18 protein-coding genes are annotated in these 26,421 nt (G+C 57.8%); 14 read left to right on the forward strand and 4 right to left on the reverse strand.

Annotated features, from left to right (window positions below; genetic code table 11):
- Positions 1-37 precede the first annotated feature (37 nt).
- Positions 38-952 carry a class I SAM-dependent methyltransferase gene (locus I6F12_RS37345; protein WP_346656323.1) on the reverse strand — a complete coding sequence of 305 codons (915 nt, stop codon included), beginning with the start codon at positions 950-952 and terminating at the stop codon, positions 38-40.
- Positions 953-1,732: 780 nt separating this feature from the next.
- On the opposite strand from I6F12_RS37345, the gene I6F12_RS21825 reads away from it, so the two are divergent.
- The 5 genes from I6F12_RS21825 to I6F12_RS21845 all read left to right on the forward strand — a co-directional run bounded on the left by I6F12_RS21825 (position 1,733) and on the right by I6F12_RS21845 (position 7,217).
- Positions 1,733-2,746, forward strand: coding sequence for a glycosyltransferase family A protein (locus I6F12_RS21825; protein ID WP_225132521.1), 1,014 nt, complete (start codon positions 1,733-1,735; stop codon positions 2,744-2,746).
- Positions 2,747-2,971: 225 nt separating this feature from the next.
- Entirely contained in the window at positions 2,972-4,249 is a 1,278-nt protein-coding gene (locus I6F12_RS21830; RefSeq protein WP_225132520.1) for an O-antigen ligase family protein, read from the forward strand.
- A gap of 47 nt (positions 4,250-4,296) precedes the next feature.
- Positions 4,297-5,280 (forward strand): glycosyltransferase, encoded by a 984-nt coding sequence (locus I6F12_RS21835; RefSeq protein WP_225132519.1) that lies wholly within the window; start codon positions 4,297-4,299, stop codon positions 5,278-5,280.
- 153 nt (positions 5,281-5,433) lie between these two features.
- Positions 5,434-6,495 (forward strand): glycosyltransferase family 4 protein, encoded by a 1,062-nt coding sequence (locus I6F12_RS21840; protein WP_225144654.1) that lies wholly within the window; start codon positions 5,434-5,436, stop codon positions 6,493-6,495.
- Positions 6,492-7,217: a polysaccharide deacetylase family protein gene (locus I6F12_RS21845; protein WP_225132517.1), complete on the forward strand. Its 726-nt coding sequence runs from the start codon at positions 6,492-6,494 to the stop codon at positions 7,215-7,217. The genes I6F12_RS21840 and I6F12_RS21845 overlap by 4 nt, the downstream gene beginning before the upstream one ends.
- A gap of 4 nt (positions 7,218-7,221) precedes the next feature.
- Here I6F12_RS21845 and I6F12_RS21850 read toward each other — a convergent pair whose 3' ends face one another.
- A complete protein-coding gene (locus I6F12_RS21850) occupies positions 7,222-7,905 on the reverse strand; it encodes a class I SAM-dependent methyltransferase (RefSeq protein ID WP_057029397.1) in 684 nt (227 codons plus the stop codon).
- Positions 7,906-10,323: 2,418 nt separating this feature from the next.
- Between I6F12_RS21850 and I6F12_RS21860 the strand changes: the two genes are divergently transcribed.
- The 4 genes from I6F12_RS21860 (at position 10,324) to I6F12_RS21875 (ending at position 17,865) form a co-directional block, all read left to right on the forward strand.
- The gene (locus tag I6F12_RS21860) at positions 10,324-11,340 is read left to right on the forward strand and encodes an aldo/keto reductase (protein WP_225132515.1); all 1,017 of its coding nucleotides are present in this window, start codon (positions 10,324-10,326) and stop codon (positions 11,338-11,340) included.
- Between the two features lie 775 nt (positions 11,341-12,115).
- Positions 12,116-14,527 carry an Ig-like domain-containing protein gene (locus tag I6F12_RS21865; protein ID WP_225157188.1) on the forward strand — a complete coding sequence of 804 codons (2,412 nt, stop codon included), beginning with the start codon at positions 12,116-12,118 and terminating at the stop codon, positions 14,525-14,527.
- A gap of 93 nt (positions 14,528-14,620) precedes the next feature.
- Entirely contained in the window at positions 14,621-16,555 is a 1,935-nt protein-coding gene (locus I6F12_RS21870) for a type I secretion system permease/ATPase (RefSeq protein ID WP_225157189.1), read from the forward strand.
- On the forward strand, positions 16,552-17,865 hold the full coding sequence (locus I6F12_RS21875) for an HlyD family type I secretion periplasmic adaptor subunit (RefSeq protein WP_225144592.1): 1,314 nt from the start codon (positions 16,552-16,554) through the stop codon (positions 17,863-17,865). The genes I6F12_RS21870 and I6F12_RS21875 overlap by 4 nt, the downstream gene beginning before the upstream one ends.
- A gap of 312 nt (positions 17,866-18,177) precedes the next feature.
- On the opposite strand, the gene I6F12_RS21880 is transcribed toward I6F12_RS21875, so the two are convergent.
- Positions 18,178-18,570, reverse strand: coding sequence for a hypothetical protein (locus tag I6F12_RS21880; protein WP_225132511.1), 393 nt, complete (start codon positions 18,568-18,570; stop codon positions 18,178-18,180).
- A 351-nt stretch (positions 18,571-18,921) separates the two neighbouring features.
- Between I6F12_RS21880 and I6F12_RS21885 the strand changes: the two genes are divergently transcribed.
- The 5 genes from I6F12_RS21885 (at position 18,922) to I6F12_RS21905 (ending at position 23,570) form a co-directional block, all read left to right on the forward strand.
- On the forward strand, positions 18,922-19,524 hold the full coding sequence (locus I6F12_RS21885; RefSeq protein WP_225157190.1) for a transglutaminase-like cysteine peptidase: 603 nt from the start codon (positions 18,922-18,924) through the stop codon (positions 19,522-19,524).
- A 95-nt stretch (positions 19,525-19,619) separates the two neighbouring features.
- Positions 19,620-20,417, forward strand: a complete 798-nt coding sequence (locus I6F12_RS21890; protein WP_128265386.1) for a hypothetical protein — start codon at positions 19,620-19,622, stop codon at positions 20,415-20,417.
- 337 nt (positions 20,418-20,754) lie between these two features.
- Positions 20,755-21,828, forward strand: coding sequence for a glycosyltransferase family 2 protein (locus I6F12_RS21895; protein WP_225157191.1), 1,074 nt, complete (start codon positions 20,755-20,757; stop codon positions 21,826-21,828).
- Positions 21,829-21,834: 6 nt separating this feature from the next.
- Complete coding sequence (locus I6F12_RS21900; protein WP_225132508.1) at positions 21,835-22,749, forward strand: polysaccharide deacetylase family protein; 915 nt, start codon at positions 21,835-21,837, stop codon at positions 22,747-22,749.
- A gap of 161 nt (positions 22,750-22,910) precedes the next feature.
- Positions 22,911-23,570, forward strand: a complete 660-nt coding sequence (locus I6F12_RS21905) for a formyl transferase (protein ID WP_225157192.1) — start codon at positions 22,911-22,913, stop codon at positions 23,568-23,570.
- A gap of 100 nt (positions 23,571-23,670) precedes the next feature.
- Here the strand turns inward: I6F12_RS21905 and I6F12_RS21910 are convergent.
- On the reverse strand, positions 23,671-26,421 hold a 2,751-nt coding region (locus I6F12_RS21910; protein ID WP_225157193.1), incomplete at its 5' end, for a DUF4082 domain-containing protein.

Genomic DNA, 26,421 nt, shown 5'->3' on the forward strand with positions numbered 1-26,421 from the left:
AGCGTGAGCCTCGGCTTGGACTTACGGTGATTCAGCCCTAGGCAGCGTTCAGCAGGAAAGCTACCTGATCGCCTTGCTGTTCAGTATTCAGCTTTGCCGCCCTCTTGGCAAACCCTCTCATTTCCCGCCGGCTGAACACATCATCTGGTCTGGATGATGCCAGCGGCTTGGAGCTCTTGTACATTTCGCTTCCCCAGAACTGAAATGCAGTCGAATCGTCGATTGATTGCCTAACACGCAAACCGCAGCGCTCCGCCAATGCATTCATTCCCTTGCGAGAGGGTATCACAACGTGGCGCGGCGCATCCAGTTGCACCCAATTCGGGCCGTACTCTCTCCACGCATGCGAGGATGAGGTTGGGATGCGAACCAGAATGCGGCCGCCGGGCGCAAGCAACCTTCTTGCATTGCTAAGACTTTGGTCCGGCTCGGGCACGTGTTCTAACGAATGATTGAACATGATGAAGTCAAACTCGCCGGACATACTCTGAAGGTCCGATTTTTGAATCGTCACGGCACCTGCTGCTGGCTCGACAATGTAGGGATCGACTCCTGTAAGATTCTTGAACCCTGCCGCAGACATTCTGTAAAGAAGTTTCCCGGACCCGCAGCCTACGTCCAGCACTCGAGAACTGGGATCAATTCCAAAGCATCCGATGACCGCTACGATGGGATCGTACCTCACAAAGGACGCCACGGCTCCCAATATGCTCTTAGTGCCGAGTGCGTGCGCGTCCCTGACGGCAGTAACACGCGAATTTCGCGACGGTCTGGAGAATGAGTAATACCCATCGGGGTAAAGGCGACTCTCATCGGCTACGTCCGATAAGCGCTGGATCGTCCCACAATCACTACATTCCTGATACTCAAACCGCTCTTTTGTGCCAAACATCATCTCAATAAAGACGTGGTGGCGATGTTCGCTGTCTGACAAGCAAGTTTTACAAATCATATCGAGTACCTAGCCACAACGGCGGATCGACTGCCGGCTAAGCGATCGGTGAGGCCGTAGAGGTGCAGTGTCCTCACTATGACGCGAAACTGACGAGCTTGCCGATGCCTTCGGCTGATCGCTCTGTCCAACCTTCTTGATCGGGCTGTCACTTTGCATGCGCCGCCTTTCGTTCTCGCCGGGTCGCGGCCCGCGGGCAATCAAGCGGAACTCGGTTGGCGAAGCTTCGTGTATCTGCAATGAATATAATAAATAAACTGAAGGCTGTCCAAATTAAATAGGCAAAGATCGCATGTTTTAATTCCGAGGGCTTCCTCTAAAGTTCAACCGAAGCCCGCGTCGCCGGGATTAGGCTGCGCCGGCGTGGGCTTTGCCGGCCGCACCAGTAAACGTGGAGCTTGGTCAGGGCGCGAGGCCGGTATTTCAGTCGAGGCTCGATGTTATAACATAACCAAAGCGCGTCTCTAATATTTAAATGGATGGCGATTGAAATTTAAAAGCGATTTAATTATGTTTGGATACGGAGGGCCTTCCGAGGGGCTCCGGGGCTGACAGGCGTATGCCATGCCTCCTGAGACGACGCGGAGTTTTATTCTTGAGTGCAGACAAAGCGGTGAGTAGGCGGAATTTCATGTGCTTACGGACTGGGCCTCCGGCGGAACCCGAGAAAGGCCATTCTTGGTCTGCGCGCTGAAGAATTGCAAAAGTCTGGCCAGCGAACCGGGAGGTCGTGCAGATGGCGCCGGCGTGTCAGGCCCGACTGACTAGGAGCGTTTCGTGATGTCCGAGGCACATCCGCCCAAGGCTGGAGGAATGGCTGAAGAACCCTTGGTCACGGTCGTGATGTGCGTGTACAACGCTGGTAAATATTTTCGACCGTCGCTGTTGAGCATAATTAATCAGACATACAGGAATCTGGATATTCTCATTGTCGACGATGGTAGTTCGGACGGCTGCTTCAGCTCAGTTCAGGATTTGCTGGTAGATGAGCGTGTTCGCGTGATCCATCAAGCGAACTCAGGCAAGCCTGTTGCTATCAATCGAGCGCTCGATCGGATCCGCGGCGAGTTTTACGCAATTCAAGACGCGGATGACATCAGCTATCCAACTAGAATCGAAAAGCAGGTTCGTGCGCTGCTCAACAGTCCGCATTTGGCTGCCGTGTTCTGCGGCAACGAGCTCATCATCAACGAGAGATTCATGGCACCCGTGTTTTCGCCGAAAAGCGAGAGCGACTGCCAGTCCGAGATCAGGGCCTTTCAAATGCCGGCTCTCGATCCCACGGGAATGTTTCGAATGTCATTGGTTGGCGATATCCGGTTCGAGCCGTCGTTAATGGTTGCCGAGACCTGCGATTACATATGGAGAGTCGGGGAGGTGCATCCGATGATCGTATTGGGGGAGTGCCTTTATGCCTACCGCATTCTTCCCAATTCCCTCAGCCGACGGGCGCCAACCTGGCGGAAGCAGTTTGAGGTCGATGTCTTCAGGCGAGCATGCGAGCGGCGCGGTTTGCGGTTTGAGCAGGGTTGCGCGGATGCGATGTGCGGCTACAGAGGATCTAACAACAGTTTATTGGACAACAACATCGCCGCCCATTTCATCAAGAGCGTGCTGGATTGGCGTAGGTCGAACCGTCGGTTGTCGGCATTAAAGACGGGTTGGCAATGTGCGTGTTTGCACCCAGCGGATCCGCACTACTACAAAGCGCTGGTTTACGCCTTGATTTCACCCAGCGTAGCGAGCCGCCTGCGTCGTGACTTCCTGGCGACTCCCCTGGAGACCACGAAATGAAGCGCCTCGTAGGGAGGAATTGTCGCTTTGTGCGGCGCCTCGGCTTCGAGCGCGCTACTTGTTTGCAGAACGTCTCAGATATTTGAGGTACTCGCGTTGACCCGCAAAAGCTTAGAATTGGAATCGGGTTCTCAGCTTACGTATCTGTATGGTCGGCAGTGGAGTCCAGTTGGTCGCGCCGCGGGGGCGCCGCGTTGGGGGACGGAACTGTATCTGAAGCTATTGTTGGTCGCGATTGTCTTGCCCGAAGGATTGTCTTTCTTCGTCGGCGATTTTCGCCTCTCGGTTGCTCGAGTTCTAATTTTCTGTTCCTTCATCGCCGCGCTACAGCAGCTTGGACAGCGTCTAGGCGCGCGAACCGTCGTCTGCGTCCCATCGGATATCTTGGCCCCGCTCACGGGCGTTTGGATGATGTTGGCTGCCACAGTCACTGATGGTCCTGCGGGTTTTAAAGGGGCTGGAATCGAAGCGCTCGAGTTTGTGGGCGCATACCTGACGTTCCGGTTTCTTCTTGGGCCGGTCGATAGTTCCGTTCGAATAGCACGGTTCTCCTGCAAGCTGATGATCTTGATCGTCGGCATAGCGCTTCTTGACCCGCTGAGTGATAAACTGTTCACCTATGAGTTCATCAAAGGTATTACCGGCTATGCGAAGCTTAGTTACGATGGACCATTAGCAATCAGGGCTGACACGTTCTATCGGGACGGTGTCGTTCGCGCCATGGGGCCGCTCGAGCATTCGATATTGTTCGGTGCTGTTTGCGTTTGGTTTGGGGTCGTGGCCTTCACTACGTTCAGGCACCAGGTACTCGGCTGGGGTGTGGCGGGCATCGCCCTCATCGGTGTGTGGTTTTCGCAGGCGCGCAGTCCATTGTTGGCCTATCTGATCGGATTTGCGCTGGCGAGTTTCTATGCCGCAAGCCCTCGCTTCGCTGCCCGATGGAAGTTGGTCGGGTTGTGTGTGACCGCTCTACTCCTTGTTGTTTTCACTTTCTCTGGCAGCCCGGTCGCAACCCTTGTGCGACTTAGCGGAGTAAGCCCAGAGGCGGCCTGGGCCCGTCAAGCGATTTGGGACACGGGAGGACCTGTGGTCCTCGGTTCGCCGATCTTCGGAATTGGTTTGAATGGCGACTGGAATTGGCAGTCGCATGGCGCGCTCGTGAGTTCGAGCGTGGATGCCTTTTGGCTTGCCACCGCAATGTCGTATGGAATTCCGGGAAGCGCGTTGATCCTTTTGACAATTGCCAGCGCATGCTGGCTTGGCTCGATCGACAAATCGCCTCACCTTACTCCCGAAGAGAGACGGCTGTCAGTGGCGCTCGGAATTGTAATAGCGACGATCGCGTTTCTAGGGTTCATTGTGCACTTTTGGGGCATTTGTTGGATCCTCATCGCTGTGTTTACCGGGATGCGAGCGAACCTCGCGGAGACCGCCATATTGCGCGAAAGAGGTGCGACCCGATTACCGGAGACATTTGAAGACGGGGGACCGCGAGGTCATTAGGCTGGCAGGGACGCCGATCAGGATTTCTCGCTGCGCAGGACTAAAGCATGAAGGTTTCCATTATCATACGAACTTACAATCGTGCGTACATCATCGGGGAAGCGATCGAGAGTGCCTTGAATCAGACGTATGCGAATTTCGAGATAATCGTCGTTGATGATGGATCCACAGACGGCACGGCCGCAACGGTGAAAAAGTTTCGAAGCGACAAAGTGCGTTACATTAGGCATGATCGCAATCGCGGGGTGAGTGCGGCAGGCAACACGGGTATAAAGGCCGCCAACGGCGATATCGTTGCTCATCTGGATTCGGATGACCTGTGGAAGCCGGAGATGCTCAGCAGTCTCGTCGATGTTTTGCGGCGTCATCGTCAGATTGGCGCGGTGTTCTGTGACGTTGAGGTCGACCGTGGCAGATCCATCTCGTCAATTGTCTCAAGCATGCGTGCATTTCCGAAACTGCTCGCATCGCGCGCGCGTTCTGATTTCGATGTCTTTCTCTTCAGCAGCCGTGAGATGTATCTGTGTTTGCTGGAAGAAGTGCCTATCAAGCCGACTGCGGTATTGATCCGGCGCACTGTTCTGGATGAGTTTAGAGGTTATAATGAATCATGGTGTTCGGGCGAGGACTGGGAACTGTACCTGAGAATCTCGAAGCATCATGGATTTGGATACGTCGATCGCAAGCTCGCAGTTATGCGGGTGCTCGAGGATTCAACCCTATCGAAACTCCAGGAGGAGGATAAATCGTCCTTGCTGCAGCTGGCAGTGAGCGAGAAGAAGGGGCTTCGGCGAGATCGCGAAGCGCTCGAAGCGGCAAATCGTGCAATCGCTCGGCATTGCAAGGATTTGGGATGGATCTATCTGCACTCGGGAAGACGAATGAAATCGATCTCAACCTACGCTCGCGGATTTGCCGAAACGGGACACGTACCTCTCGTTATGAGAGCCGGCGTGGCTCTTATGCCTCTGTCGCTTACTGCGGGTTTGAAAAAGCTACTTCTATCCAGCGATCGCTCGCTCGCTCCATGAGAGATCTTTCCGGCGAAGTGGTCGATGGTCCGTGTGTGCGGGAATAGAATGACTCAGAACCACATCTCCGACAGGCCGGCGGCACGGCGGATTGCATTCGCCACGATCGGGGATGGGCGCCTGGTCAGGTTCTGGTCCGGTACCCCGTTTCACATGTCGAGATCGCTCGCAGGTGAAGGTCACGAGGTGGTCCATATCGGTCCGTTGAGCGCACCGATATTGCCCCTATACAAGACGTATTCCAGGCTTTGCCGTGCCTTTCGCAGACGCGGCCGTTCCCCGTTGCATGCGGGGGCGGTCGTTGCACAATATGCAGCGGACTCTGCGCGTAAAATCCGAGCGGTGTCGCCCGATATCGTCTTCGCGCCGGCCGGCTCTACCTTTGCATGGAGTGTGCCTAACGGCGTTCCGCTCGTCTATGCGTCCGACGCGACCTTTCGGCTCATTGAGAACTACCATCCTAACTATCGAAACTTGTCGCGAGGTGCTCGGGACATCGCTGAACGCGTGGAGCGGGACACGATCGCGCGCGCGGATCTGATCCTCTACCCGTCGGAATGGGCAGCCGAATCTGCCATCAGGGACTACGGTGCCGACCGTAGCCGGGTGCATGTCATTCCTTGGGGCGCCAACCTCGAAGAAGCGCCGGATCGTGCCTCCGTGCTAGGGTGCCGCAAGCCGGGTCCCTGCCGTCTCCTCTTCATCGGCGCCAACTGGGAGGAGAAGGGCGCTGACATCGCGGTCGGCGTCCTCGCTGAACTGAGGAAGAGGGGCATGGAGGCGGAGCTCGTGATCTGCGGATGTACTCCGCCGAAGTCAGTTGCTCAGGATGGCCTGACGATCATCCCTTATCTCGACAAGTGTGATCGCGAACAGCGCAACCGATTGGATCAGCTCTATCGGGACGCGGATCTATTTCTGCTGCCGACCCGGGCGGATTGCTATGGAATCGTGTTCTGTGAAGCCGCGGCCCATGGAGTACCGAGCATTGCGCCGGCCACTGGCGGCGTCCCCTGCGCTGTCCGCAACGGGGAGACGGGCTTGTTGTTGCCACCGGAAGCGACGAAGGCGGACTATGCGGCGGTCATCTTCGAGACCTTTGCTAACCAGGATCGGCTGGCACGCCTGAGACAATCGAGCCGCGACGCCTTCGAGGCCCGATTGAACTGGCAGGCTTGGGCCCGGCGGGTTTCAGATCTGATAGAAACTCTATGATCGTCTTGAATTATCATGAGCTGGTGGAAGCCTCGCCTTCGAACGCGTGGTGCCTGACTCATGAAACGTTCGAAGTGCATCTCGCACTTTGCGGGGAGGCACTGGTCTCGCCCCAGAAGTTTCTGGAGCATTGCTCCGATCCGACATCCCACGGCACCGGCGCGGTCCTGTTGACTTTCGACGATGGATTTATTTCGGACTATACGCATGTCTACGCCCGTTACATGACGACCGGTCGTATCCCGGGTTTCATGTCCTTTATCCCGGTAGACTTTGTAGGCTCGCCGGGACGTATGAGTTGGGACATGATCGAGGAGCTTGCCAAGGGGGGTGTTGCGATCGGCTCACATGGCATGGCCCACGTCGATTTGACGACTGTCTCGGACGCAGAACTCGAGCGCGAGCTCGGTGTGTCCAAGTCGATGCTTGAGGATCGCCTCGGTCGACAGGTAGCTCTCTTCGCTTTCCCATATGGACGGTTTTCCCGACGGGTCTGGGAGGCGGCGCTGAGGGCTGGCTACACACACCTCTTTACAATCCAGCTTGGATATCATCGCGGCTTCGAATCGTTTTTGTACTCCCGCCTTTGTATGACGAACAACATGGATGCTGAGTACATGCGCCGCCACTTGCGCGATCCGGATGCGATGCGCGGCGTTTCCTGGAAAATCAGCACAAAGCTCGGGCTCTATCGCCAACTCATGCGCTTGCGGTATCACTAGCGCTTTAGTATTTGGGCGGTTTCAGTGCTGTGCAAAGCCAGGACATCGCCCGTTGAGTCGTCTTGGCCTCGTCGATCACCTCGAATGCTCGTTTTGCCTCCCGCAACACTGCCAATGATCGCCGCGATGCGGTGTAGTTCGAGACGATGATGCAGCCTCCCGGTTTGAGTGATTGCGCGTAACGCTCGAGCGACCGAACGGGGTCGCGCAAATAGAAAAGAGACTCGTTAAAGACGATGACATCGAAACGGCCGTCGGGCTCGTACACGTCGCCGTCAGCCTGAGAAAAGTCAGTGCGATCATCGTTGTACAGACGGAGCTTCTCGATTGCCACGTCAGAGATGTCCACTCCGACATAGCGTTCATATCCAAGCTGCTTGAAGCGCTCGAATAGCATTCCGTCTCCGCAGCCGATCTCCAGGTACTCGCCGCCACGTCTAAAAGCGTCCATGAAACCGATGAGTGTCCAGTAGCGAGCTACTTCGCGCTGCATGTAGGTCCAGAGGCCATCGCTGTACTCGGCGTCCCAAGTGGATTTCGCTTTTGGGCTGTCACCGAACCCCTGCGCAGTCTCCCACTCGCTAACGGCACGCCCCAGCGCGTCGCCAAAAGGCAGCCGGGCCAATCCGAAGGCATAGTACGCGGCGCGCACCCGGCGCCATGCGTGGTAGTGAAGTGCTGCAAGCATTCCCAACCTGCCAACGCGTATTCGACGTCAGATAGTTTAATACAGGTGAAGTTATCGACAGATCAAGTGTGTACGGCGGGCGAGAACTGCAGATTTCATAGTACCTGTGAGGTGAGCTTTCGCCCGGCCAATTCGCCTGCGCATCTCGGACCCTTGTCCGTGAGCCGCCAGGGAACGATTACCGCAAACGTCTTGCGCTCCTATCGTTCCGTGATCGGATCGAGAGTACCACGCCCCGCAGAATCACAGCACGTCCCCAATGACTCACCCCCGCTCCCAACGCGCGGGCATCATCAGGTCGTGGCTGGACGCTGCCACATCGGGTCTTCCGGTGCCGCGGATCCGGTCTAAAGCGTTGTTTCTACCTGAAAGCCGGCCGGGAGTATTGTCCGCGAGAAGGTAGTGCTTTTGGCAGGAGCTACACACCCCGAATATTCGGAGAAATGGGTTGGCTTGTGCAATGCAGAAATTAAATGCCTATTAACAGTTGACGGATGTATTTAAGTGCGCCTATCATTATTTGTTTTTGCAATTTGTCACAGAAAATCAAAGCCATGGATAGTGGTTTTGCGGAAGCGATAATTTCCCTTTCATTGCATGCATTGCCGGGGCGGTTGCGCCTAAGCATTAAACCCGGAGCGCTCGGTTACCGGGTTCGCCGACCGATTTGTCTTAAGTCGCTGTTCACAGCTGGTGGCCCATCGCTGTCCGCTTGGCATGCTAGCCCCCGACCAATTTTCGCTTGAAGAGAGTTGTCATGCAGATCGGGCCGGCGCTTTCAGGTGTATTAGGTACCACGACGATTGAGGAGTTGCGGCGCCCGGGAGCGCAGGATGCGATCGTGATCGGCGGGGGAGCCGCCGGGGGATTGGCGGCGCTCTTACTCGCCGAGGCTGGCCTGCGCGTGCTTGTGCTTGAGGCCGGGTGGCAGAATTCGCCGCGAACGACTGGGATACGCCGAGCTATAGCCAGCATGACCCGTAGGCTCGCGGACCCTGCGACACTTCGCTTGCTCCCTCCTGCGGTTGTTCCCTTTGGCAAGATGGCCTTGAGAGGCCTCGGCATGTTGCGCCAGCCCATCCAATCTCGCTGCAGCATCTGGGGCCGAGCGCCGGACTCGTTTGTTGACGATCATGACCTGCCTTACGTGACGCCACGGAGCCAACCTTTTGTCTGGATACGAGCGCGAACGCTCGGCGGACGCGTGGGCCTTCCAGGGCACGGCCGGCAATACTATCGGCTGAACTCCTCCGACCTTGCGCCGTGCGATGGATTGAGCGCGCCTTGGCCGCTAGAGCCGGGTGAGTTGGACCCCTGGTATTCGATGATCGAGCGACGGCTAGCGCTTGCCGGTGCCATGGATAGCGTACCATGGCAGCCTGACAGTCAGCTCTCGCGAGAACTTGAACCTTCACTGAATCAGTTCGCGCTGATGGCAGCTATCCGCGCACGGTGGCCTCACTCGCGGCCGATGCTCACGCGCTTTGCCGCACCGCTGGATGCCTTGGAAACTGCTGCTCTTACAGGGCGCCTTCGATGCCGTGAGGGCGCAGTCGTACGGCAAATCGATGTTGATCGATCAGGTCGCGTACGCGGCGTAGTCTGGTTCGATCAACAAAGTGGAACCGACGTACGCGCTTGCGCTCCGTTGGTCTTTCTGTGCGCGTCCTCGTTAGAGTCGACACGAATACTCTTGCTTTCGCGTTCATTCAAAGGGGGCCAAGGGCTCGGTGCAGGATCTGACGCGCTGGGGCGCTACTTGATGGACCATATTGTCGTAACTGGGTGGGGTGGAGGTGCGCCGCTGAAGCCCAGCCCAGTGCTCGAAGATGGGTGCGCGATTTACCTTCCACGCTTCGATGCGCGCGACAGGCCCGCGCCCCTCGGCGGGCGAGGTTTTGGCGTGCAGTTGTATCAATTTCCAGGAGGGCACGGGCGTTCCCATTTTACTGCGGTTAGCTTCGGTGAAATGCTTCCTCGTGCCGAAAACCGAGTAGCGCTACATCCTACACGACGGGATGTATGGGGAATCCCCGTATTGCATATCGACTGCCGCTATAGCGAAGCGGATTTGGCGCGTGCCCGCGATCAGGCAGCTGCCATACGCGAGATCGCCGCAACAGCTGGCGTGACGTTGAGCCGGGTTAATGAACGGCCGGCCCCGCCTGGCTCCGCGATTCATGAGTGCGGGACCGCCCGGATGGGTATCGACCCCGCGACCTCCGTGCTCGATCCAAATAACCAGTGCTGGGACGCACAGGGATTGTACGTTACGGATGGTGCCTGTTTCCCGTCCCAGGGCACGCAAAATCCCACGTTGACCATTCTCGCTCTGACCGCGCGCGCATGCCATCACGCGGTGAGCACCGTCGCCCAAACAAGGCGAGAAGCTGCATTCGGACTAGCCGGAGGCGCGTCATGACGGTGGCTGCTGCCGCGCCGTTTCGAGAAATCCTTCCGCGAAACATGCTCCCCCTAGGTTTTGGATCCGGCGCACTGTTGAGCAAGCGACGAACCCGCCGTGAGGCTCTTAAGTTGCTCGAAGCAGCTATGGATTGTGGGGTCACATATTTTGATACTGCGCGAATGTATGGTGCCGGTCGCGCAGAGGGCATTCTGGGAGAGTTGGCGGCGCGAAAGCGGGAGCGCCTGGTTCTGGCAAGCAAGGCGGGCATTGTCCCACAAAGTCGCGCACTTCATGTCCGCGCAATGGGTCGTAGCATTCGTCTTCTGCACAATGTCGCGCCAAGTTCAAAGAATTACCTGCCTGTGCCGTCCAACTATCTGCCGCGTTTCGGAGCCTTTGGTCTCGTGGAATTCCGAGAAAGTGTCGAGACTAGTCTCAAGGAATTGCGTACAGATTATCTCGATGTTCTACTCCTGCACGAGTGCAGCGCTGCCGACGTAGAGGAAACGGACCTGATCCGTCTTCTCGATGATCTCAAGCGTGAAGGGAAGGTCCGCGCCGTTGGCATAGCGACAGGCATAGAGGAGACGGTGTCCATCCTCCAAAGATATGCAGCGCTGTTCGACGTTGTGCAGATTCCAAATGCCATCTGGAATATGAACGTCAGGAAAGTTCCGGCAACTAACCGCCTCGTGATTACGCATTCGTCTCTTACCAGCCGATTTAAAATACTGCTCGATAGATTGTTGTCCGATGAGCGGATGGCGGCTGAATGGCGTTCGCTGACGCAGGTAGATCCACGCGATTCGACAGAGCTGGCTCATCTACTGCTGGCTCATGCGCTGAATGCAAATCCAAACGGGATCGTCATCTTTTTCTCGTCCAATCCGTCGAATGTTGTGGCAAACGTGAGATCTGTCAGCAGTCGAGCTATCGACGAGAAGCAGATCGCGGGTTTGAACGCATTATTGGCGAGAAAGCATGTTGCCGAGTTTCTTGACGCGAGCTTCCGAGATCTGAGTTTCTGATCGGTGCAGACCGACGACGGTGGCTTGACTTTGCATCAGTCAGACGCGGCGGAGTATGGTTAGGTCGTCGGCAGGACCTGATCGAACATCTTGTTGCGACCCTGCCGGGGGAGCGGGTGACTGTGTGCTGGGTTCGGGGGACATCAACGATCAGGATGATCGGTGCGCGCTCGTAACTCTCGATCTGAATGGTGTGTCCGGAACGGCATTTGCTTTGCTTGGCGCGCTTTGCGGATGGCGCTGGATTGGCCGTTACCTGAATCGGGCAATACGGGTTCGGATTGTTCGCAGCGCGATGTGTGCTCAAATGCTCTTGCTGGACGCTCGCGCTGTTGATTGTCTGGACAAAAAATTATGTCGTGTTTGGCGGCAGATAATCTTGTGGATCGAAATATTTAATTTGTTTTCTGCTGTGGCGCCGTCGACGACACTTGGTAAGCTGTTGTCTAGTGGCGAAGGCGTAACATCGATTCCGGCATACTTTTGTATATCTTCGACCGCTCCGTGTGGCCCTCGTTCAATGCGGTGCACGAGTGGTTGATCGGACTGAAGAAATTTCCGGCATTTAATTCGCGCGATGCGAATGTGTCTAGGGTAGCTCAGGAAATTACCTTGGGTGAGCCGTCGTGTCGTCGCAAAAAAGCCTCCACCCGCCGGGAAGACGCACCCCAACGGCGCTGCGCCAGCAGAGTCGCACTTGGGGTCGCGTCGCTTGGGGAAACAATTGGGCGCGTGCCAGGGGCAAACCAGATTGAAATTAACAGGAGAAAACTAGATGGCATCCATTCCTCTGACATGGAATGATCCGATGTTTAGCGACCAGACCAATTCGGGGACGGTCTGGCTTGGAAATGGAGAGACGATTTCGGGTGTGAGCATTTCCGACCAGAGCGACACTGTCGCCGTCGGAGGGAGCGGCTCGTTCACCATCGACGACGTCCGTATTTCTTCAAGGGAAGGCGTGCGCATTGGGGGCAGCGGTGATGTCACCATCAACAATACGTACATCGAGACAACGGGACTGTCGGGCGATCACGCCGACGGAATTCAGGCCTATGCTCCCGGCGCCACCGGGAATCTGACCATTACAAACTCGACCATTGTATCGCACGACCAGAATGCCACTGCTGGGCTGTTCATCGCAGATGGTTATAGCGGAACGTTCACTTTCAATAACGTGGTGTTCGACGGTGGCCCATTTGGTCTGCGCATTGCCGCGGACGCAGGAGCCGGTCACGATGACTACCTCGCCCTCAAGGACGTGTATTTTGTGGGGCCATTTGCGTATGGCGCGCTTTGGTTGGAGGAGGTCAATGCGAACATACACATCACGCAATGGGAGAATGTTCGCTACGCCACGATCGTGGACGGTCAACTCATTCCCGGCGATCTTATCCCGCCTCCCCTTCCGGTTGAAGGACCGACCGCACCCAGCACGCCGACCGCGCCGGATGCTCCGACTATCGCGTCGTTCTCGACCGACAGCGGCACCGCTGGCGACAAGATTACCAACGACAATACCATCGAGCTCAAGGGCACCGCGGCTGCCGGCAGCACGGTCAAGATCTACGACGGTACGACCCAAATTGGTTCGACGACTACGGACTCGAGCGGCAGTTGGGACTACATCACCAAGATCCTGACCGACGCCAAACATACGCTGACCGCAACGGCGACCAGCTCGTCGGGTCAGACCAGCGCGGCGTCGTCTGCGTTGGCAATCACTATCGATACCAAGGCTCCGACTGCGCCGACCATTGCCAGCCATACCGTGAACACCGCCAATCAGGTGGTGATGTCGGGCAGTGCCGAAGCGAGCAGCGTCGTGAAGGTGTTCGACGGCACGACCCAGATCGGGACCGCGACTGCCAACAGCACCGGCGGGTGGAGCTATACAACCAGCGCCCTTGCGGCCGGCTCGCACAGCCTTACCGCGAAGGCAACGGATGCAGCAGGCAATACCGGCCCGGCGTCCACTGCGTTCACCGCCAGCATCACCGGCACCTCGGCGCCAGCCACACCGACCTCGCCGACTGCCGGCACGGTGGTCGAGTCGGCTGGCGCGACAGCTCTCGTTGAGAGCGGCGGCAAATATTACCTCAATGGCAGCACCGGATCGGGCCCCACGCTGAAGGACAACGGTGTGCAGTTTGTGAAAGGGTCGGATGGCACCTGGACTCCCATCGGTGCGGAGAAGACGGCGACGGGCTATGTGGTTGCGTGGAAGGAGACGAGCACGGGTCTGTACACGGCGTGGAACACCGACAATAACGGCAACTACGTGTCCCATGTCAGCTCCCTGACCGGCTCCACAGACGGTGGCTCGGTGTCGGGTACTGACTCTGGCCTTAAGTCGCTCGAGACGAGCTTCCATCAGGATCTGAACGGTGACGGGCAGGTAGGTACTTCCACTGCGACCATCCCGACGTCGCCAACCCCGACGACTGGCAAGGTCGTCGAATCGGCTGGTGTGACAAGTCTCGTTGAGAGTGGCGGCAAATACTACCTCAACGGCAGCACCGGCACTGGCCCGACGCTAAAGGATAACGGCGTGGATTTCGTGGGCGGGTCCGATGGCACCTGGACTCCCATTGGCGCGGAGAAGACGGCGACGGGCTATCAAGTTGCCTGGAAGGAGACGAGCACCGGTCAGTACACGGCGTGGAATACCGACAATAACGGCAACTACGTGTCTCATGTCAGCTCCCTGACCGGCTCCACGGACGGTGGCTCGGTGTCGGGTACGGACTCTGGCCTCAAGACGCTGGAGACCAGCTTCCATCAGGACCTGAACAGTGACGGGCAGATCGGTACGTCCAGCGTAGCTACGTCATCCACTGCAACCGGTAGCAACGCGGCTATTGCGGGCAGTACGTTCATCGCTTCGCCGGGCAACACGACCCTGACCAGCACTTCCGGCGATGACACCTTCGTTGGCAGCAGCCAGGCCGATACTTTCGTGTTTGGCGCGAACTTCGGCAACGACGTCATCAAGGGCTTCGTTGCCCGCGGACCTGCTCACGACACGATCGAGTTCAGCAAGAGTGTGTTCGACAGTTTTGCCAGCGTTCTTTCCCACGCGACGCAGTCAGGCACCGATGTCGTGATCGCGACGGGGAGCGATACGCTCACGCTGAAGAACGCCAAGCTCGGCTCGTTGACCAGCAACGACTTCCACTTCGCGTAGGGGACGGCATCCACAGAGAGCAATCTTCAACAACTGCCTTGGGGGATCTCTTGAGGGATCTTCCAACAAAGGCGCGTTTCAGGGGCAGAAGCCATGATTGACTTTGGACGGCGGGGGGTATTCCCCCCGCCCGCAAATCTCTATCGAATTCCAGTTCTTTACATATCAGGACTCTGGTCAGCCGGACGGCAGTGGGCGGAAAACGCTCAACTGCAGACGCCGCAACTGATCGGCTGGGCAAAGGGCCTGATCGAAGTGCTGCGGTCACGGATATTCGCTGGTCGACCCCGGCCAGTGGATCACTATGACGAGTCGCAGTCAGAGTTGTCGGCGTTCCTGCGGTCTTGCCGCCGGATTTTCTGGGCGCTAGCGGCATTCAGCGGCATGAGCAACCTTCTGATGCTCACCGGCTCGTTCTTCATGCTGCAAGTCTATGATCGGGTGCTGCCCGGACGCAGCATACCGACTCTTGTCGCTCTGTTGGCTCTGGCAACGGTGCTCTACCTGTTTCAGGGCGGGCTCGACTTCGTCAGGAGCAGGATCAGCGCCCGGGTGGGCCGGTATTTCGATGAAAGTCTCGGGATTCGCATCTTCGACGCTCTTGTTCGCCTGCCTTTGAAGACCAGAGCGGATGGCGACGGCCTGCAGCCGGTGCGGGACCTCGATCAGGTCCGCAGCTTCCTGTCGAGCGGAGGGCCGACGGCGCTCTTCGATCTGCCCTGGATGCCGATCTATCTCGGCGTCTGCTTCCTCTTTCACTTCTGGATTGGCATCACTGCGCTGGCTGGTGCGTTGGTGCTGGTCGGCATTACGATGCTCACGGAAACGCGTACCCGAGGTCCGGCAAAGGCGAGCTCGCGTCTTGCCATTTCGCGAACTGCCCTCGCGCTCGAGGGACGGCGCAACGCCGAAGTTCTGCAGGCCATGGGTATGCGGCAACAAGCGGCTTTGCGTTGGCAGGATGCCAACGCAAAGTACCTCGCAGCCCATGAACGGGCCAGCGATGTCGCAAACGGACTCGGTGGTGCCTCGAAGATTTTCCGCGCGATCTTGCAATCGCTGGTTCTTGCCGTTGGCGCCGTCCTCGTCATCAACCAGGAATCGACGGCCGGCATCATCATTGCCGGATCGATCCTCACCGCGAGGGCCCTTGCGCCTGTCGAAATGGCAATTGCGAACTGGAAGGGGTTCGTCGCGGCGCGCCAATCGGGACAACGGCTCGATTATTTGCTGAAGCTTCTTCCTCAGGAGGAGGAGCGGTTGGCATTGCCTGCGCCTGTGGAAACCCTTAGCGCCGAGAACCTCTATATCAGTGCTCCGAACTCCGAGAGACCCACTCTCAGCGAAGTGTCATTCCAGCTGCGGAGTGGGCAGGCGGTCGGAATCATCGGTCCGAGCGGATCCGGCAAGTCGACGCTGGCGCGTGCGCTGGTTGGCGTGTGGCCGTGCATTCGAGGCAGGATCCGGCTCGACAACGCCGCCCTCGATCACTGGTCTTCTGACGACCTCGGCAAGCACATCGGTTATCTGCCCCAAGACGTAGAATTGTTCGACGGCAGCATTGCGATGAACATTGCACGCTTCGACCCGAACGCAACCGCCGCCGCTGTTCTGGAAGCCGCCCGCGCCGCGGGCGCGCATGACCTCGTCCTCTCACTGCCGGACGGGTACAGCACGAAGATCGGCGAGGGAGGGCTGGCGCTGTCGGCGGGGCAGCGGCAGCGTATCGCGCTTGCGCGCGCTTTTTACGGCAAACCCTTCCTGGTCGTGCTTGACGAACCCTCTTCCAATCTAGATGCGGAGGGCGAGGAGGCTCTGACAGAGGCGATCCTGAACGTGCGACGCCGCGGAGGGATTGTGGCCGTTGTCGCTCATCGGCCGAAGGCGCTGGAAGGTGTGGACCATGTATTGTGCCTCGGCGAAGGCAGAGTTCAGTCCTTCGGCAAGCGAGAGGAGGTACTCAAGAGAGTGCTGCGGACTCCGGTGCCGCTGAAGGTCGTCGCAGAAGCTCAAGGAGGCGGCCGATGAACGATCAGATTGCGCCGGCGTTGCAGTCCATCCAACGTTACATGATCGTCGGAATGATCATGTTCGCTTTGGTGACTTTTGGGGTCGGCGGCTGGGCGACGACTTCCCAGTTGTCGGGCGCGGTGATCGCGCAGGGCGTGGTCGTGGTGGATTCGAGCGTCAAGAAGGTCCAGCACGCCACGGGTGGAATCGTCGGAGAGTTGCGCGTGCGCCAGGGCGATCGGGTCAATGCAGGCGACATTCTGATCCGCCTCGACGAGACGCAGACGCTCGCGAATGCGACGATCGTCACGAATAGCATCGACGAATTGCTGGCACGGCAGGCCCGTCTCGAGGCCGAGCGCGATAGTGCCGAACAGGTCGTGTTTCCAAAGGTACTGCTCGACCGGGCCAAAGAGAGCAACTCCGAGGCAAGCCGTGCAATCGCCGCGGAGCGGAAGCTGTTCGACCTGCGTCGTCAGGCGAGGAGCGGCCAAAAAGCGCAGTTGCAGGAGAAGAGCGCGCAGTTGGAGAACGAAATCAAGGGCTATATGGGGCAGACGGAGGCCAAGCAGAAGGAAGTGGAGTTCATCCGACAGGAGCTGGAGGGCGTGCGCAGCCTCTGGCAGAAGAACCTGGTGCCGATCACCCGGCTCAATTCCCTCGAGCGCGACTCCGCCCGCATCGAGGGCGAGCGCAGCCAGCTCGCAGGAATGATCGCTCAGTCGAAGGGCAAGATCTCCGAAATCGGACTCCAAATCATTCAGATCGACCAGGACCTCCGTACCGAGGTCGGCAAGGACCTGATCGAAACCCGCTCGAAACTCTCCGAGCTGGGCGAGCGCAAGACTGCGGCGGTGGATCAGTTGAATCGGGTCGATATCCGGGCGCCACAATCCGGTCGCGTCCACGAGCTCAGCGTCCACACGGTCGGGGGGGTGATCTCTCCGGGCGAGCAAATCATGCTGATCGTTCCTGACGCGGACTCGCTCGCGGTCGAAGTCAAGATCGCACCGAAGGATATCGATCAGGTCTACGTGGGGCAGACCGCGACAATGCGCTTCGCAGCATTCAACCAGAAGACCACGCCCGAAATCGACGGCGAGGTCAGCATGGTCTCGGCAGACATCACGCAGGATCAGCGTGCTGGCACGAGTTACTACACAGGCCGCGTCTTGCTGAAGACGGAAGAGCTGGCGAAGCTCGGCTCGGCCAAGTTGCTGCCCGGCATGCCTGTCGAGGCCTTTATCAAGACGGCGGGGCGGACCGCGTTGTCCTATCTGCTCAAGCCGCTACACGATCAGGCGCAGCGCGCATTCAAAGAGCGCTGAGCCCTTTGGATTTGAAACGACACAGCCCCGAGCGCACCCGCACTCGGGGCTGAGAGGAATCTCAAGAGTTTGTCCATTGCTGCGAATAACATTGATGTTCAAGACGAAAAAGAAGCCCAAATGAAAAGATAACGACGGGCTTGCAGGCGTGCCGTGAGCTGGGTGAACACCGAGGAGAGCTGCTCGCTGCGGATGGCTCGCCGCTCGTCGCATTGCATCCGAAGCCTATCGTTGGCTTCGACCGCCCGGAGCTCAAGATTGCGCCGCGAGATCGATCGAGTCGATGCGGGGCAGACCGCAACGTTGGCCGCATCAACGAGCACCGAGCTGACGACGAGCCCCTGCAATGCGGCTGGAGACGGACGGCGTGGCTTGAGGGGGCTCTGGCCGCCAGGAACGAGCCACAAGGGTGGACAGCTTTCGCCCCTTCGTCAGGCCTGATTGGGCGTGTCTGAGCAGCCGCCAGAGATTGGCTGGGGTGAGCCTGGCAGTACCGATCCACGTCGGCAGTGCCGACAGCAAAGCTCCGGCGCGCGCACGGACCGAGTATGGCGCGGGCTCGCTGTGTTGGCAGGCGGACCAGCTAACCGCCCGGCGGTGCAGCCCGCTCAGCACATCCATTCGCTTGCTGCGCAGAGTCATCGCTGTGACGAAGACAAGCAGGATGGCTTCAGCCCCCAAAATGACGAGCAGTTCTTCCGGCATGTGCAATCTCGATTGTGAGGCGGAGAGGTCGTTCGGAATACGATCTGCCGGAGGGCGCATTGAATCAACGATTAATTCGTGGGAATCGTTAAATTGGCGGCTTATTTCTGAACGCTGCGGAGCAGCTCATAGCGGCCGGCGATGCGGCCGGGCCGGGACGCGTCTGCGGGGGCGATCTGCTTGTTGGCTGTACTGAATAATGCGCAAACGCATTATTTCTTCCCGCCGCTTATATTTAATTGACAATTAAATTAAATAAATTAAAGATGAAATATGGTTGCCGCGGGACTGTCGGTGTCAGCCTGCCAGCGGATCCGAGCCTCAGTTTTGCGTTTGCGAGGGGATCGGCAGATGTATCGAACCTTCGGCTCCGTCGTGGCGGTCGCTATCATGCTCAGAGGAGTTCAATGGGCCGGGGCGGGGCGCATGTCCTTGCCGGCTACGCCGCGGTCAGGGCAGCACATCGAACTGGGAAACCCGACGCTGCCGCCCCTTGCGTACACGGTGTTCTGCCTGCGCTACGAGGCGGAATGTCTTCCGCCGCGCTCGTTTCGCGGTGGGCCGATCCGGCTGACCGAGGACCGCTGGGCGGCTCTGCAGGAGGTCAATCGCGCGGTCAATTTCGCCATCGTGCCGACGCGCAACGAGCTCGGCCTTGCCGGCGAGGAATGGGTCATCAACCCGAAGCACGGCGATTGCAATGACTACGCCGTAAGCAAGCGCCACGAATTGCTTCGACGCGGCTGGCCTGCGCGAGTCCTGCTACTGAGCGAAGTCGTCGTCAGTTCCGGAGAGCACCACCTCGTGCTTCTCGTGCGCACGCGAAATGGCGATCTCGTCCTCGACAATCTATCACCCGAAATCAAACCATGGTCGCGCGTTCACTATCGCTGGGTTCGGGTGCAAATGCCACGCCACATTCTGTGGGCGAGAATCGAAGGGAAGGGAGCATGAACCCGACAACCATTCAGTGAAATATCTCTGGTTAAGATCGCCTGCGGTCTGAACGCGCAATTCCGCATGGTCGCAATCATTTGAAGGGGAAATCTGTGAAGAAATTATCGCGTTGGCGAGGCTTTAGCTGGGCGCAAATAGCCGCCGGCTTGTGTTACGCCGGTTCCGCACTGGCGGATCAAACACTTTCCTCCAGCCAAGCGGCAGGTCCTGCCTCCTCGCGGCTGCCTTCTCCTGCGTCGGCTCCTCCACTCTCATTTGATGACCCCCGCTTTGCTGGAAATACCTCCGAGCCATACACCCGTTACGGGAAGTTCTTCAGCAACGGTGAAGTCGTCGAGCATCGGTCCTGGGATCACAACAACGATGGAAGCTCCGTCGTTTGCGGGGATTGCACTCTGAAAAACTCCCGCATTCGATCCAACGAGGGATTCCGGTGTATTGGCTCCGACGGTATTGGCGGCATCAACATGGACGGCGTCTACATCGAAACCAAGGGTTTGCCGGGCGATCACGCAGACGGGCTTCAGTGTTATGATCCTGGCAAAACCAACGCCATCACGGTTCGCAATACAACATTCAAGACCTACAACAACACGAATGCAACGGCCGGTTTCTTCTACGCTGATGGATTGGGGGGCTCAGTTAGCTTTGAGAACGTCTTGTTCTGGGGCGGACCTTACGGGTTGCGAATGCATCCCGATGGCATGAACGTCACTGTTTCCCTTAAGGATGTGTATTTCGTTGGTCCGTTCCTGTACGGCGCATTTCTGATTAACAATGCGGGCGGCGGAACAATGACGATCACCAAATGGGAAAACGTCAGGAGTGCAACCATCGTCAATGGCCAGCTCGTCCCGGGGAGCTTGCTTCCTCAGCCTCGGATCCGCTGATCCATTTTCCTGCCCCAGTCCCGCGCGGCTTGCATTCTCGGATTAAGGTCGCTCGTCCGGAAATAACAACTTGCAAATTAAACCAATTTAACAATATAAATATTTAATCGTGGGTTCCAGTCGGTTATGCCATACAGAAGACGAGGAAGGCTGCGCGCACTTAGCATGGCCGAGCCGGGTCGCCAGGCACTCACCACATTGATGAGCCAATTCCGGATGGTTTGCCGACCATCAGGAAGGACGGGCCTGACAAATCGCGTTCGAGCAAGATGGTTGTCGAAGATGGGTTCGGTCGAACATTGAAGGGGGCCTGACGTATCGCATGAGGCTGAATCCCATGTCGGATGCAATTTATCGGGCCGCTGAGCCCGACATTTCGATCATCATCGTGAGCTACAACACGCGCACCATGACGCTCGAATGTATTCGATCTGTCTTGGCACAAACAACGACAGTACTCTACGAAGTCATCGTTTTCGATAACGCTTCAACAGACGGATCTCCGGAAGCCATTCGCGCAAACTTCCCTCAACTCGAGCTCATCGCGTCGCAAGAAAATCTTGGGTTTGCCGGCGCCAACAACATCGTCGCGATGCGGGCGCGGGGACGCCGGTTTTTGCTGCTCAACCCGGACACCCTGATCTTGAATCGCGCAATCGATCATCTGCACGAGTTCGCCGATGCGAATCCGCGCTTTGGGATCTGGGGCGGGCGCACCGTGCTGTCTGACGGCCGCTTGAATCCTGGCTCCTGTTGGGGAGATGCCACCTTATGGAGCATCTTCTGTTTTGCTACTGGTCTGACCAGCTTGAAGCGCAGCAGCTCGGTTTTCAATCCCGAAGGATACGGTGGTTGGAAGCGTGACAGCATTCGTGCAGTCGACATTGTCACGGGCTGCTTTCTTCTCATAGACCGCGAACTTTGGAAGCAACTTGACGGCTTTGATCCCGAGTTTTTCATGTACGGTGAAGAAGCGGACTTGTGCCGCCGGGCGCGCAAGCTTGGTGCATCCCCAACCATCACGCCTGCAGCTACCATCATTCATTACGGCCAGTCTTCCGAGCCCGATCAAGCAGAGCAACGCATCAAGGTCCTTGCCGGCCGGATCACGCTGCTGCGGCGTCACAATTCTGCTGCGACGATTCTCGCAGGCAAGACACTGTACATGCTTCTCCCCCTCCTGCGCTTGCTTGCGTACGGAACGGCCGGCCTGGTCTCCGGCAGAAGTGATCTGCGTGAAAAGGCGCGAAACTGGCGCTATGTCTGGCAGCATCGTCAACGCTGGGTGAATGGCTGGAGCAATGTCGGCGTGAGGAGCGCGCGCGGCAATCCGCGCAACAAGCTGCCAGAGGAGGTAGCGGCTGTGGAACGTCCGTTAGGGGACGCGTTATCCCGCTCGCGCCAGGGATAGCCACTGATGCGGCGCGACGTTACCATTGTGGTCTATCATCATATCGCGGACCGTGAAGACCCGTTAACCAGCAAGCTTGGAGTTGTTACAAGGCCAGAGGTTTTTGAGAAGCACGTCAAGTATTTCGCGCGTCATTTTGACGTGGTGAGCGGATCGGACCTTGTAAATGGCACTCTGCCGCGTAAACCTTTGCTGATCACCTTCGATGACGCATATCGCTCAGTTCTCGATACCGCAAGTACTGTCCTTAAAACGGCAAATGCACCTTCGCTGTTCTTCGTCAATCCGACAACGCTGCTGGGAAGCAGATTGCCAGTGGATAATATCTTATCGTTGGCAGCGGTGGTGCTCGGTAAACAGCAACTGATAGCTCTCCTGAACATCAACGAAACCGGACCAACATCAGTCCCTAGGCTCATCGCTAACGTGATTTCAAAATGGACTCAGGCGCAAATTGCCGAGGCGAAGCAGCAGCTGTGTACCGCAATGGGCACCAATGAATTGGAACTCCGGCGTACATCGAAGCTTTTTCTTAATATCACCGATATCAAGCGGTTTGCGAGCTTAGGGATAGAAGTAGGAAACCACTCGATGAGCCACACGTTCTTTCGTTCGCTTTCATCGAGCGAGTTGGAGACCGAGATCGTGCAAAGCCGAGAGCTTCTGGAGAAGTTATCGGGACAAACGGTTCAATGCCTGAGTATTCCCTATGGGAATGCATTGGACGCGACCGAAGGTGCGCTGCGCGCCGCACGGCGTAATCACAAGGCGATCTTTTTAGTGCATGCGAAAAGCAACCGCTTTAAACCGGCGGCTGACATTTTCTATCGGATTAGCCTGGGGAACGCCGCGCCAGAAGAGATTCCGTTCAAGCTCCGGATTATGCCTGTACTACGGTGTGCGAGAGATTGGCTATGGTAGCTGGGCAGCCCGAACAAAAGAGAATAGTGATTCTGACGCGGGATGGCCCAGAACATCGCTATGTCGCAAACATGCTTTGCGCTGGACTCGCCATTGACCGCATCATTGTGGACCGGTCAGCACGGAGAACAAGACTGCGGCGCGCCGTACGGAAGGGGTTGGTGCATTTCTTAGGAAAGGCAACCCGTGCTGTCTTTCTCAAGATGATTCGAGACGATGAGGCCCGGACCCGGTCACTTGAAAGTCTGTTGGGGCAAAAGGCTCAAACATTCTATGCATCTGATCGAATCGTCTATGTCGAGGGCATAAACGGCACCGCAAGCTTGGAAGTCCTGCGGCAGAGACGCCCCGATGCGATTCTTAGTTACGGCACGTCGGTCGTGAAGGATGCGGTCCTCGACTCTGCAACCGATATCTGCATCAATCTGCATACAGGTATTAGCCCCCAGTATCGCGGAACCGCGTGCAGCTTTTGGCCTGTAGTCAACGACGAGTTGGACATGCTCGGTGCGACCATTCACGAATGCACGTCCGGCGTCGACAGCGGGCCGATCTTTGAGACAGTGCATTCGAGATACGAACCAGGGGACGATTTGCATAGGATTTTTGGCCGAGCCGTGATGGTCGGTGCCGAAGCGTATGTACGAGTGGTTCAACGCTATGTGGCGGGCACCTTGAGCGGAGTTTCGCAAGATCTCAGTCTTGGGCGCGAGTACCGTGGAGCCGATTTGACCATTGGTCCGGAATTGGTGGCGCGACGCCGGCTCGCCCGTCTGAGGTCCATCGCCGAAATCTCGATCATTGGTCAAAACGACAGGTAGTTCGCTGACGGGCAATCGTGCAAAAGCTCGCCTTATCGACCGAAGTCGTAAGCCGCCCCAGCAGATCGTCATCGATGGGGAAAGCAGTGACCGGCGCCTGCTAGGACGACGCTGCGAGCCCCAGCGCCGTACCCGCTGAGGGGTCGACCCAACGTCGGATAGTGCCGTCAATCAAATTGGCCCCGTACATCCAGCCGTCGGGCCCCTTCTGCATGTCGACGATGCCTTGTACGTTGTCCACCAATTGGACGCTGGTGACCTGCCGGCTTGCGTTCAAGGTCGCAGCGAAGATCGTTCCGTTCTGGACATCGTCGAAAAAAATCGTGTTCTGATTATAGAAATCTCCCGCGGTAATCACGTGGGCATTGTCGGGGGCCCCATGGCTTAGAGACAGGATCGGAAATACCGCGGGCGGGTCTGACGTATTGTTCCGATTGCCATTGTTATAGAAGGTGATCGCCTGCGCGAGATTTTGGTAGCTGCCGGTCCTGTCGGGGCCTTCGAGATAGGGCCATCCAAAGTTCGAGCCGGCTGGCCCCGTATTCAGCTCTTCCCAGCTGTTCCAGCCCACATCTCCGAGCACAGGAAGATTGGTAACTGGATCGAAGCTGAAGCGGTACGCGTTGCGAACACCGTAGTAGAACACCTTCGACGCATTACTGTTTGGATCGCTTGCCTGATAGAACGGATTGCCGGGCACTCCCTCACCTGTAACGGGATCGATCCGCAACAACTTGCCCGATAGATTGTGGATGTCTTGGACGCGCACTCCCCGGGGGTCGACGAAGTTGTACGACACGCCATCGCCGACGGTGAGGTAGAGATAACCGTCCGGGCCGAAATGAACAGCGCCTACGCCGTGCGAATCGCTATCAGTCGCCAGATAGTCACGAATGTTTTGGTTCTGGATGCCGGTCCGGTCCGGATCGTTGTCCTGCGATCCACTCTCGATCTGGCTCGCCGGAGCTGTGATCGTGGTGCCGTTGACGATGCCGGAAGGAGCGATGCTCGGATCGCCTGTGCTGTTTACGTCGGGACGGCTCGTATAGGCCCAGATGCTGTTCTTTCCGACCAGCACTACCTCGCTCGCCGGATCGGCAATCATTGTGGTTGGGTCAACGGTGACCCTCACCAGGCGAGCCGGTCGGTTGCCGGCCTGATCGGGGCCGGCAAGGCCAGGCTGGCCCGCCGTTTCGGGTGGATCGTAGGTATAGAGCAGGTAGACATAGGGGTTCGTTGCGAAATTCGGGTTCACCGCGATACCCAGCAGTCCGCGATCATTGACGTCATTTACCTCGCTCGAAATGTCGATCAGCGGAGTTGATCGAAGTTCTCCGTTGTCCACCACACGCACCACACCGTCCTTTTGGGCAATCAGCATGTAGCGGCCGTCTGGAGTCCAATCGATCGCCGTTGGCCCGCCGGCATACCCCTGGCCCAGTCCCGTCACGTACGTCTCGCCCGCCAGATTGCCGAGATTGGGGTTGTCATTATCCAGGATTTTCACAGTCGTCGTTGTCTCGGCGCCGAGAGTGGCACCGGTTGGGTTGCTCAACGTGACCGTGAAGGTCTCATCATTCTCCGGTGTCGCATCATTGAGGATCGGTACCGTGATCGTCTGGGTCACCTGGCCAGCAGCGAAAGTCACCGTGCCTGACGAGGCGGTGTAGTCGGAACCCGCGAGGGCGCTGCCGTTGCTTGTCGTGAAGCCGACAGTAGCTGTTTGGCTGGTGCTGCCGCTGCGCAGCAGCGTAATCGTTGCCGTCTGTGTATTCTCGGTAACGCTTATCGCCGCGTCCGCCATTGAGATCGCGACGGGCGAGTCGTTGTCGATGATGGTCACGAGCACTGTGCGCGGGGTCCCGAGGGAACCGGAACCGGGATTCTGAAGCCCGACCGCGAACGTCTCGTTACCCTCGGTGAGCTGATCTTTCACAATTGAGATGGTGAAGCTCTTGGTGCTCTCTCCGGGGTTGAAGACGACCTGACCAGTGTTCGACCGGCCATTAAACGTGGGCTGGATGAAGTCCTCGCCCGCGGTAGCTGTGCCGCCGGTGCCGATTTCGTTCGTCGTGTACTCCACGGTTGCTTGAGATTGGAGGTCGCCGGAGCGTACGACGGTGATGGTAGCCATCCCTCCCGTCTCACTGACATAGACTGTGGAACTGCTAAGTAGTGAGATGACGTTGCCCGCAGCGAACACGACGTCGCGGAAATAGTTTGCATTCTGATAGACATTGGTGGGGAAGGCGCCCTTGGACAGGTCGAAGAGGCCGGCACCCACCGGGGCGTTCAGGCCACCATTGCTGATGGCTGAGGCGAAGCCCTGCGTGGTGGAGACGTAGTTGCTGTTGATGTTGACGGAGACGATGTAGGTCGTGCCGGCCTGGATGGTCAGGGGCGTGGCGAGCGCCTGCTGCTGCCAGCCCGATGCGCCTTCGTTGGTGAACGTGACCGTCGCCAGCTCCTGGCCGGTAGCCGACCAGATGTGGCCGATATGCGTGCCCGTCTCGCTCGGAGCCTTGTAGTACCGGATTGCCTGGATCGAGCCGGAGGTGTCGCTGGTGAAGCGCATCCCCAACTCATAACCTACTCCGTCGCTGGCATTGGTGATGACAGGCGTCTGGGTGGTGAACAGCGTAGTGGTGGCACTCGCAGCGGCAACCGTCGCCGTGGCCGCGCTGGTCACGTTCTCGCTGGCGCCGAACAGGTCGGTGTAGGTGCCATTCACGCGGATCCGCTTGCCGACCAGGCTGCTATCGAGGGTGAGGCTCGAGGTCGTGGCGGCCAGGTTCGTCCAAGTGGTGCCGTCGGGGCTGCTCTGCCAGTGATAGGTGATGCTGGCGGGCGC

The sequence above is a fragment of the Bradyrhizobium sp. IC4059 genome (genome assembly GCF_020193615.1).
Classification (GTDB): domain Bacteria; phylum Pseudomonadota; class Alphaproteobacteria; order Rhizobiales; family Xanthobacteraceae; genus Bradyrhizobium; species Bradyrhizobium yuanmingense.

Excerpts from the sequence above, each read along its gene's own strand:
- I6F12_RS21865 (WP_225157188.1), top strand. The coding sequence starts at position 12,116 with ATGGCATCCATTCCTCTGACATGGAATGATCCGATGTTTAGCGACCAG.
- I6F12_RS21840 (WP_225144654.1), top strand. The coding sequence starts at position 5,434 with ATGTCGAGATCGCTCGCAGGTGAAGGTCACGAGGTGGTCCATATCGGT.
- I6F12_RS21895 (WP_225157191.1), top strand. The coding sequence starts at position 20,755 with ATGTCGGATGCAATTTATCGGGCCGCTGAGCCCGACATTTCGATCATC.
- I6F12_RS21900 (WP_225132508.1), top strand. The coding sequence starts at position 21,835 with ATGCGGCGCGACGTTACCATTGTGGTCTATCATCATATCGCGGACCGT.
- I6F12_RS21860 (WP_225132515.1), top strand. The coding sequence starts at position 10,324 with ATGACGGTGGCTGCTGCCGCGCCGTTTCGAGAAATCCTTCCGCGAAAC.
- I6F12_RS21835 (WP_225132519.1), top strand. The coding sequence starts at position 4,297 with ATGAAGGTTTCCATTATCATACGAACTTACAATCGTGCGTACATCATC.
- I6F12_RS21825 (WP_225132521.1), top strand. The coding sequence starts at position 1,733 with ATGTCCGAGGCACATCCGCCCAAGGCTGGAGGAATGGCTGAAGAACCC.
- I6F12_RS21875 (WP_225144592.1), top strand. The coding sequence starts at position 16,552 with ATGAACGATCAGATTGCGCCGGCGTTGCAGTCCATCCAACGTTACATG.
- I6F12_RS21870 (WP_225157189.1), top strand. The coding sequence starts at position 14,621 with ATGATTGACTTTGGACGGCGGGGGGTATTCCCCCCGCCCGCAAATCTC.
- I6F12_RS21885 (WP_225157190.1), top strand. The coding sequence starts at position 18,922 with ATGTATCGAACCTTCGGCTCCGTCGTGGCGGTCGCTATCATGCTCAGA.
- I6F12_RS37345 (WP_346656323.1), bottom strand. The coding sequence starts at position 952 with ATGATTTGTAAAACTTGCTTGTCAGACAGCGAACATCGCCACCACGTC.
- I6F12_RS21880 (WP_225132511.1), bottom strand. The coding sequence starts at position 18,570 with ATGCCGGAAGAACTGCTCGTCATTTTGGGGGCTGAAGCCATCCTGCTT.
- I6F12_RS21850 (WP_057029397.1), bottom strand. The coding sequence starts at position 7,905 with ATGCTTGCAGCACTTCACTACCACGCATGGCGCCGGGTGCGCGCCGCG.
- I6F12_RS21845 (WP_225132517.1), top strand. The coding sequence starts at position 6,492 with ATGATCGTCTTGAATTATCATGAGCTGGTGGAAGCCTCGCCTTCGAAC.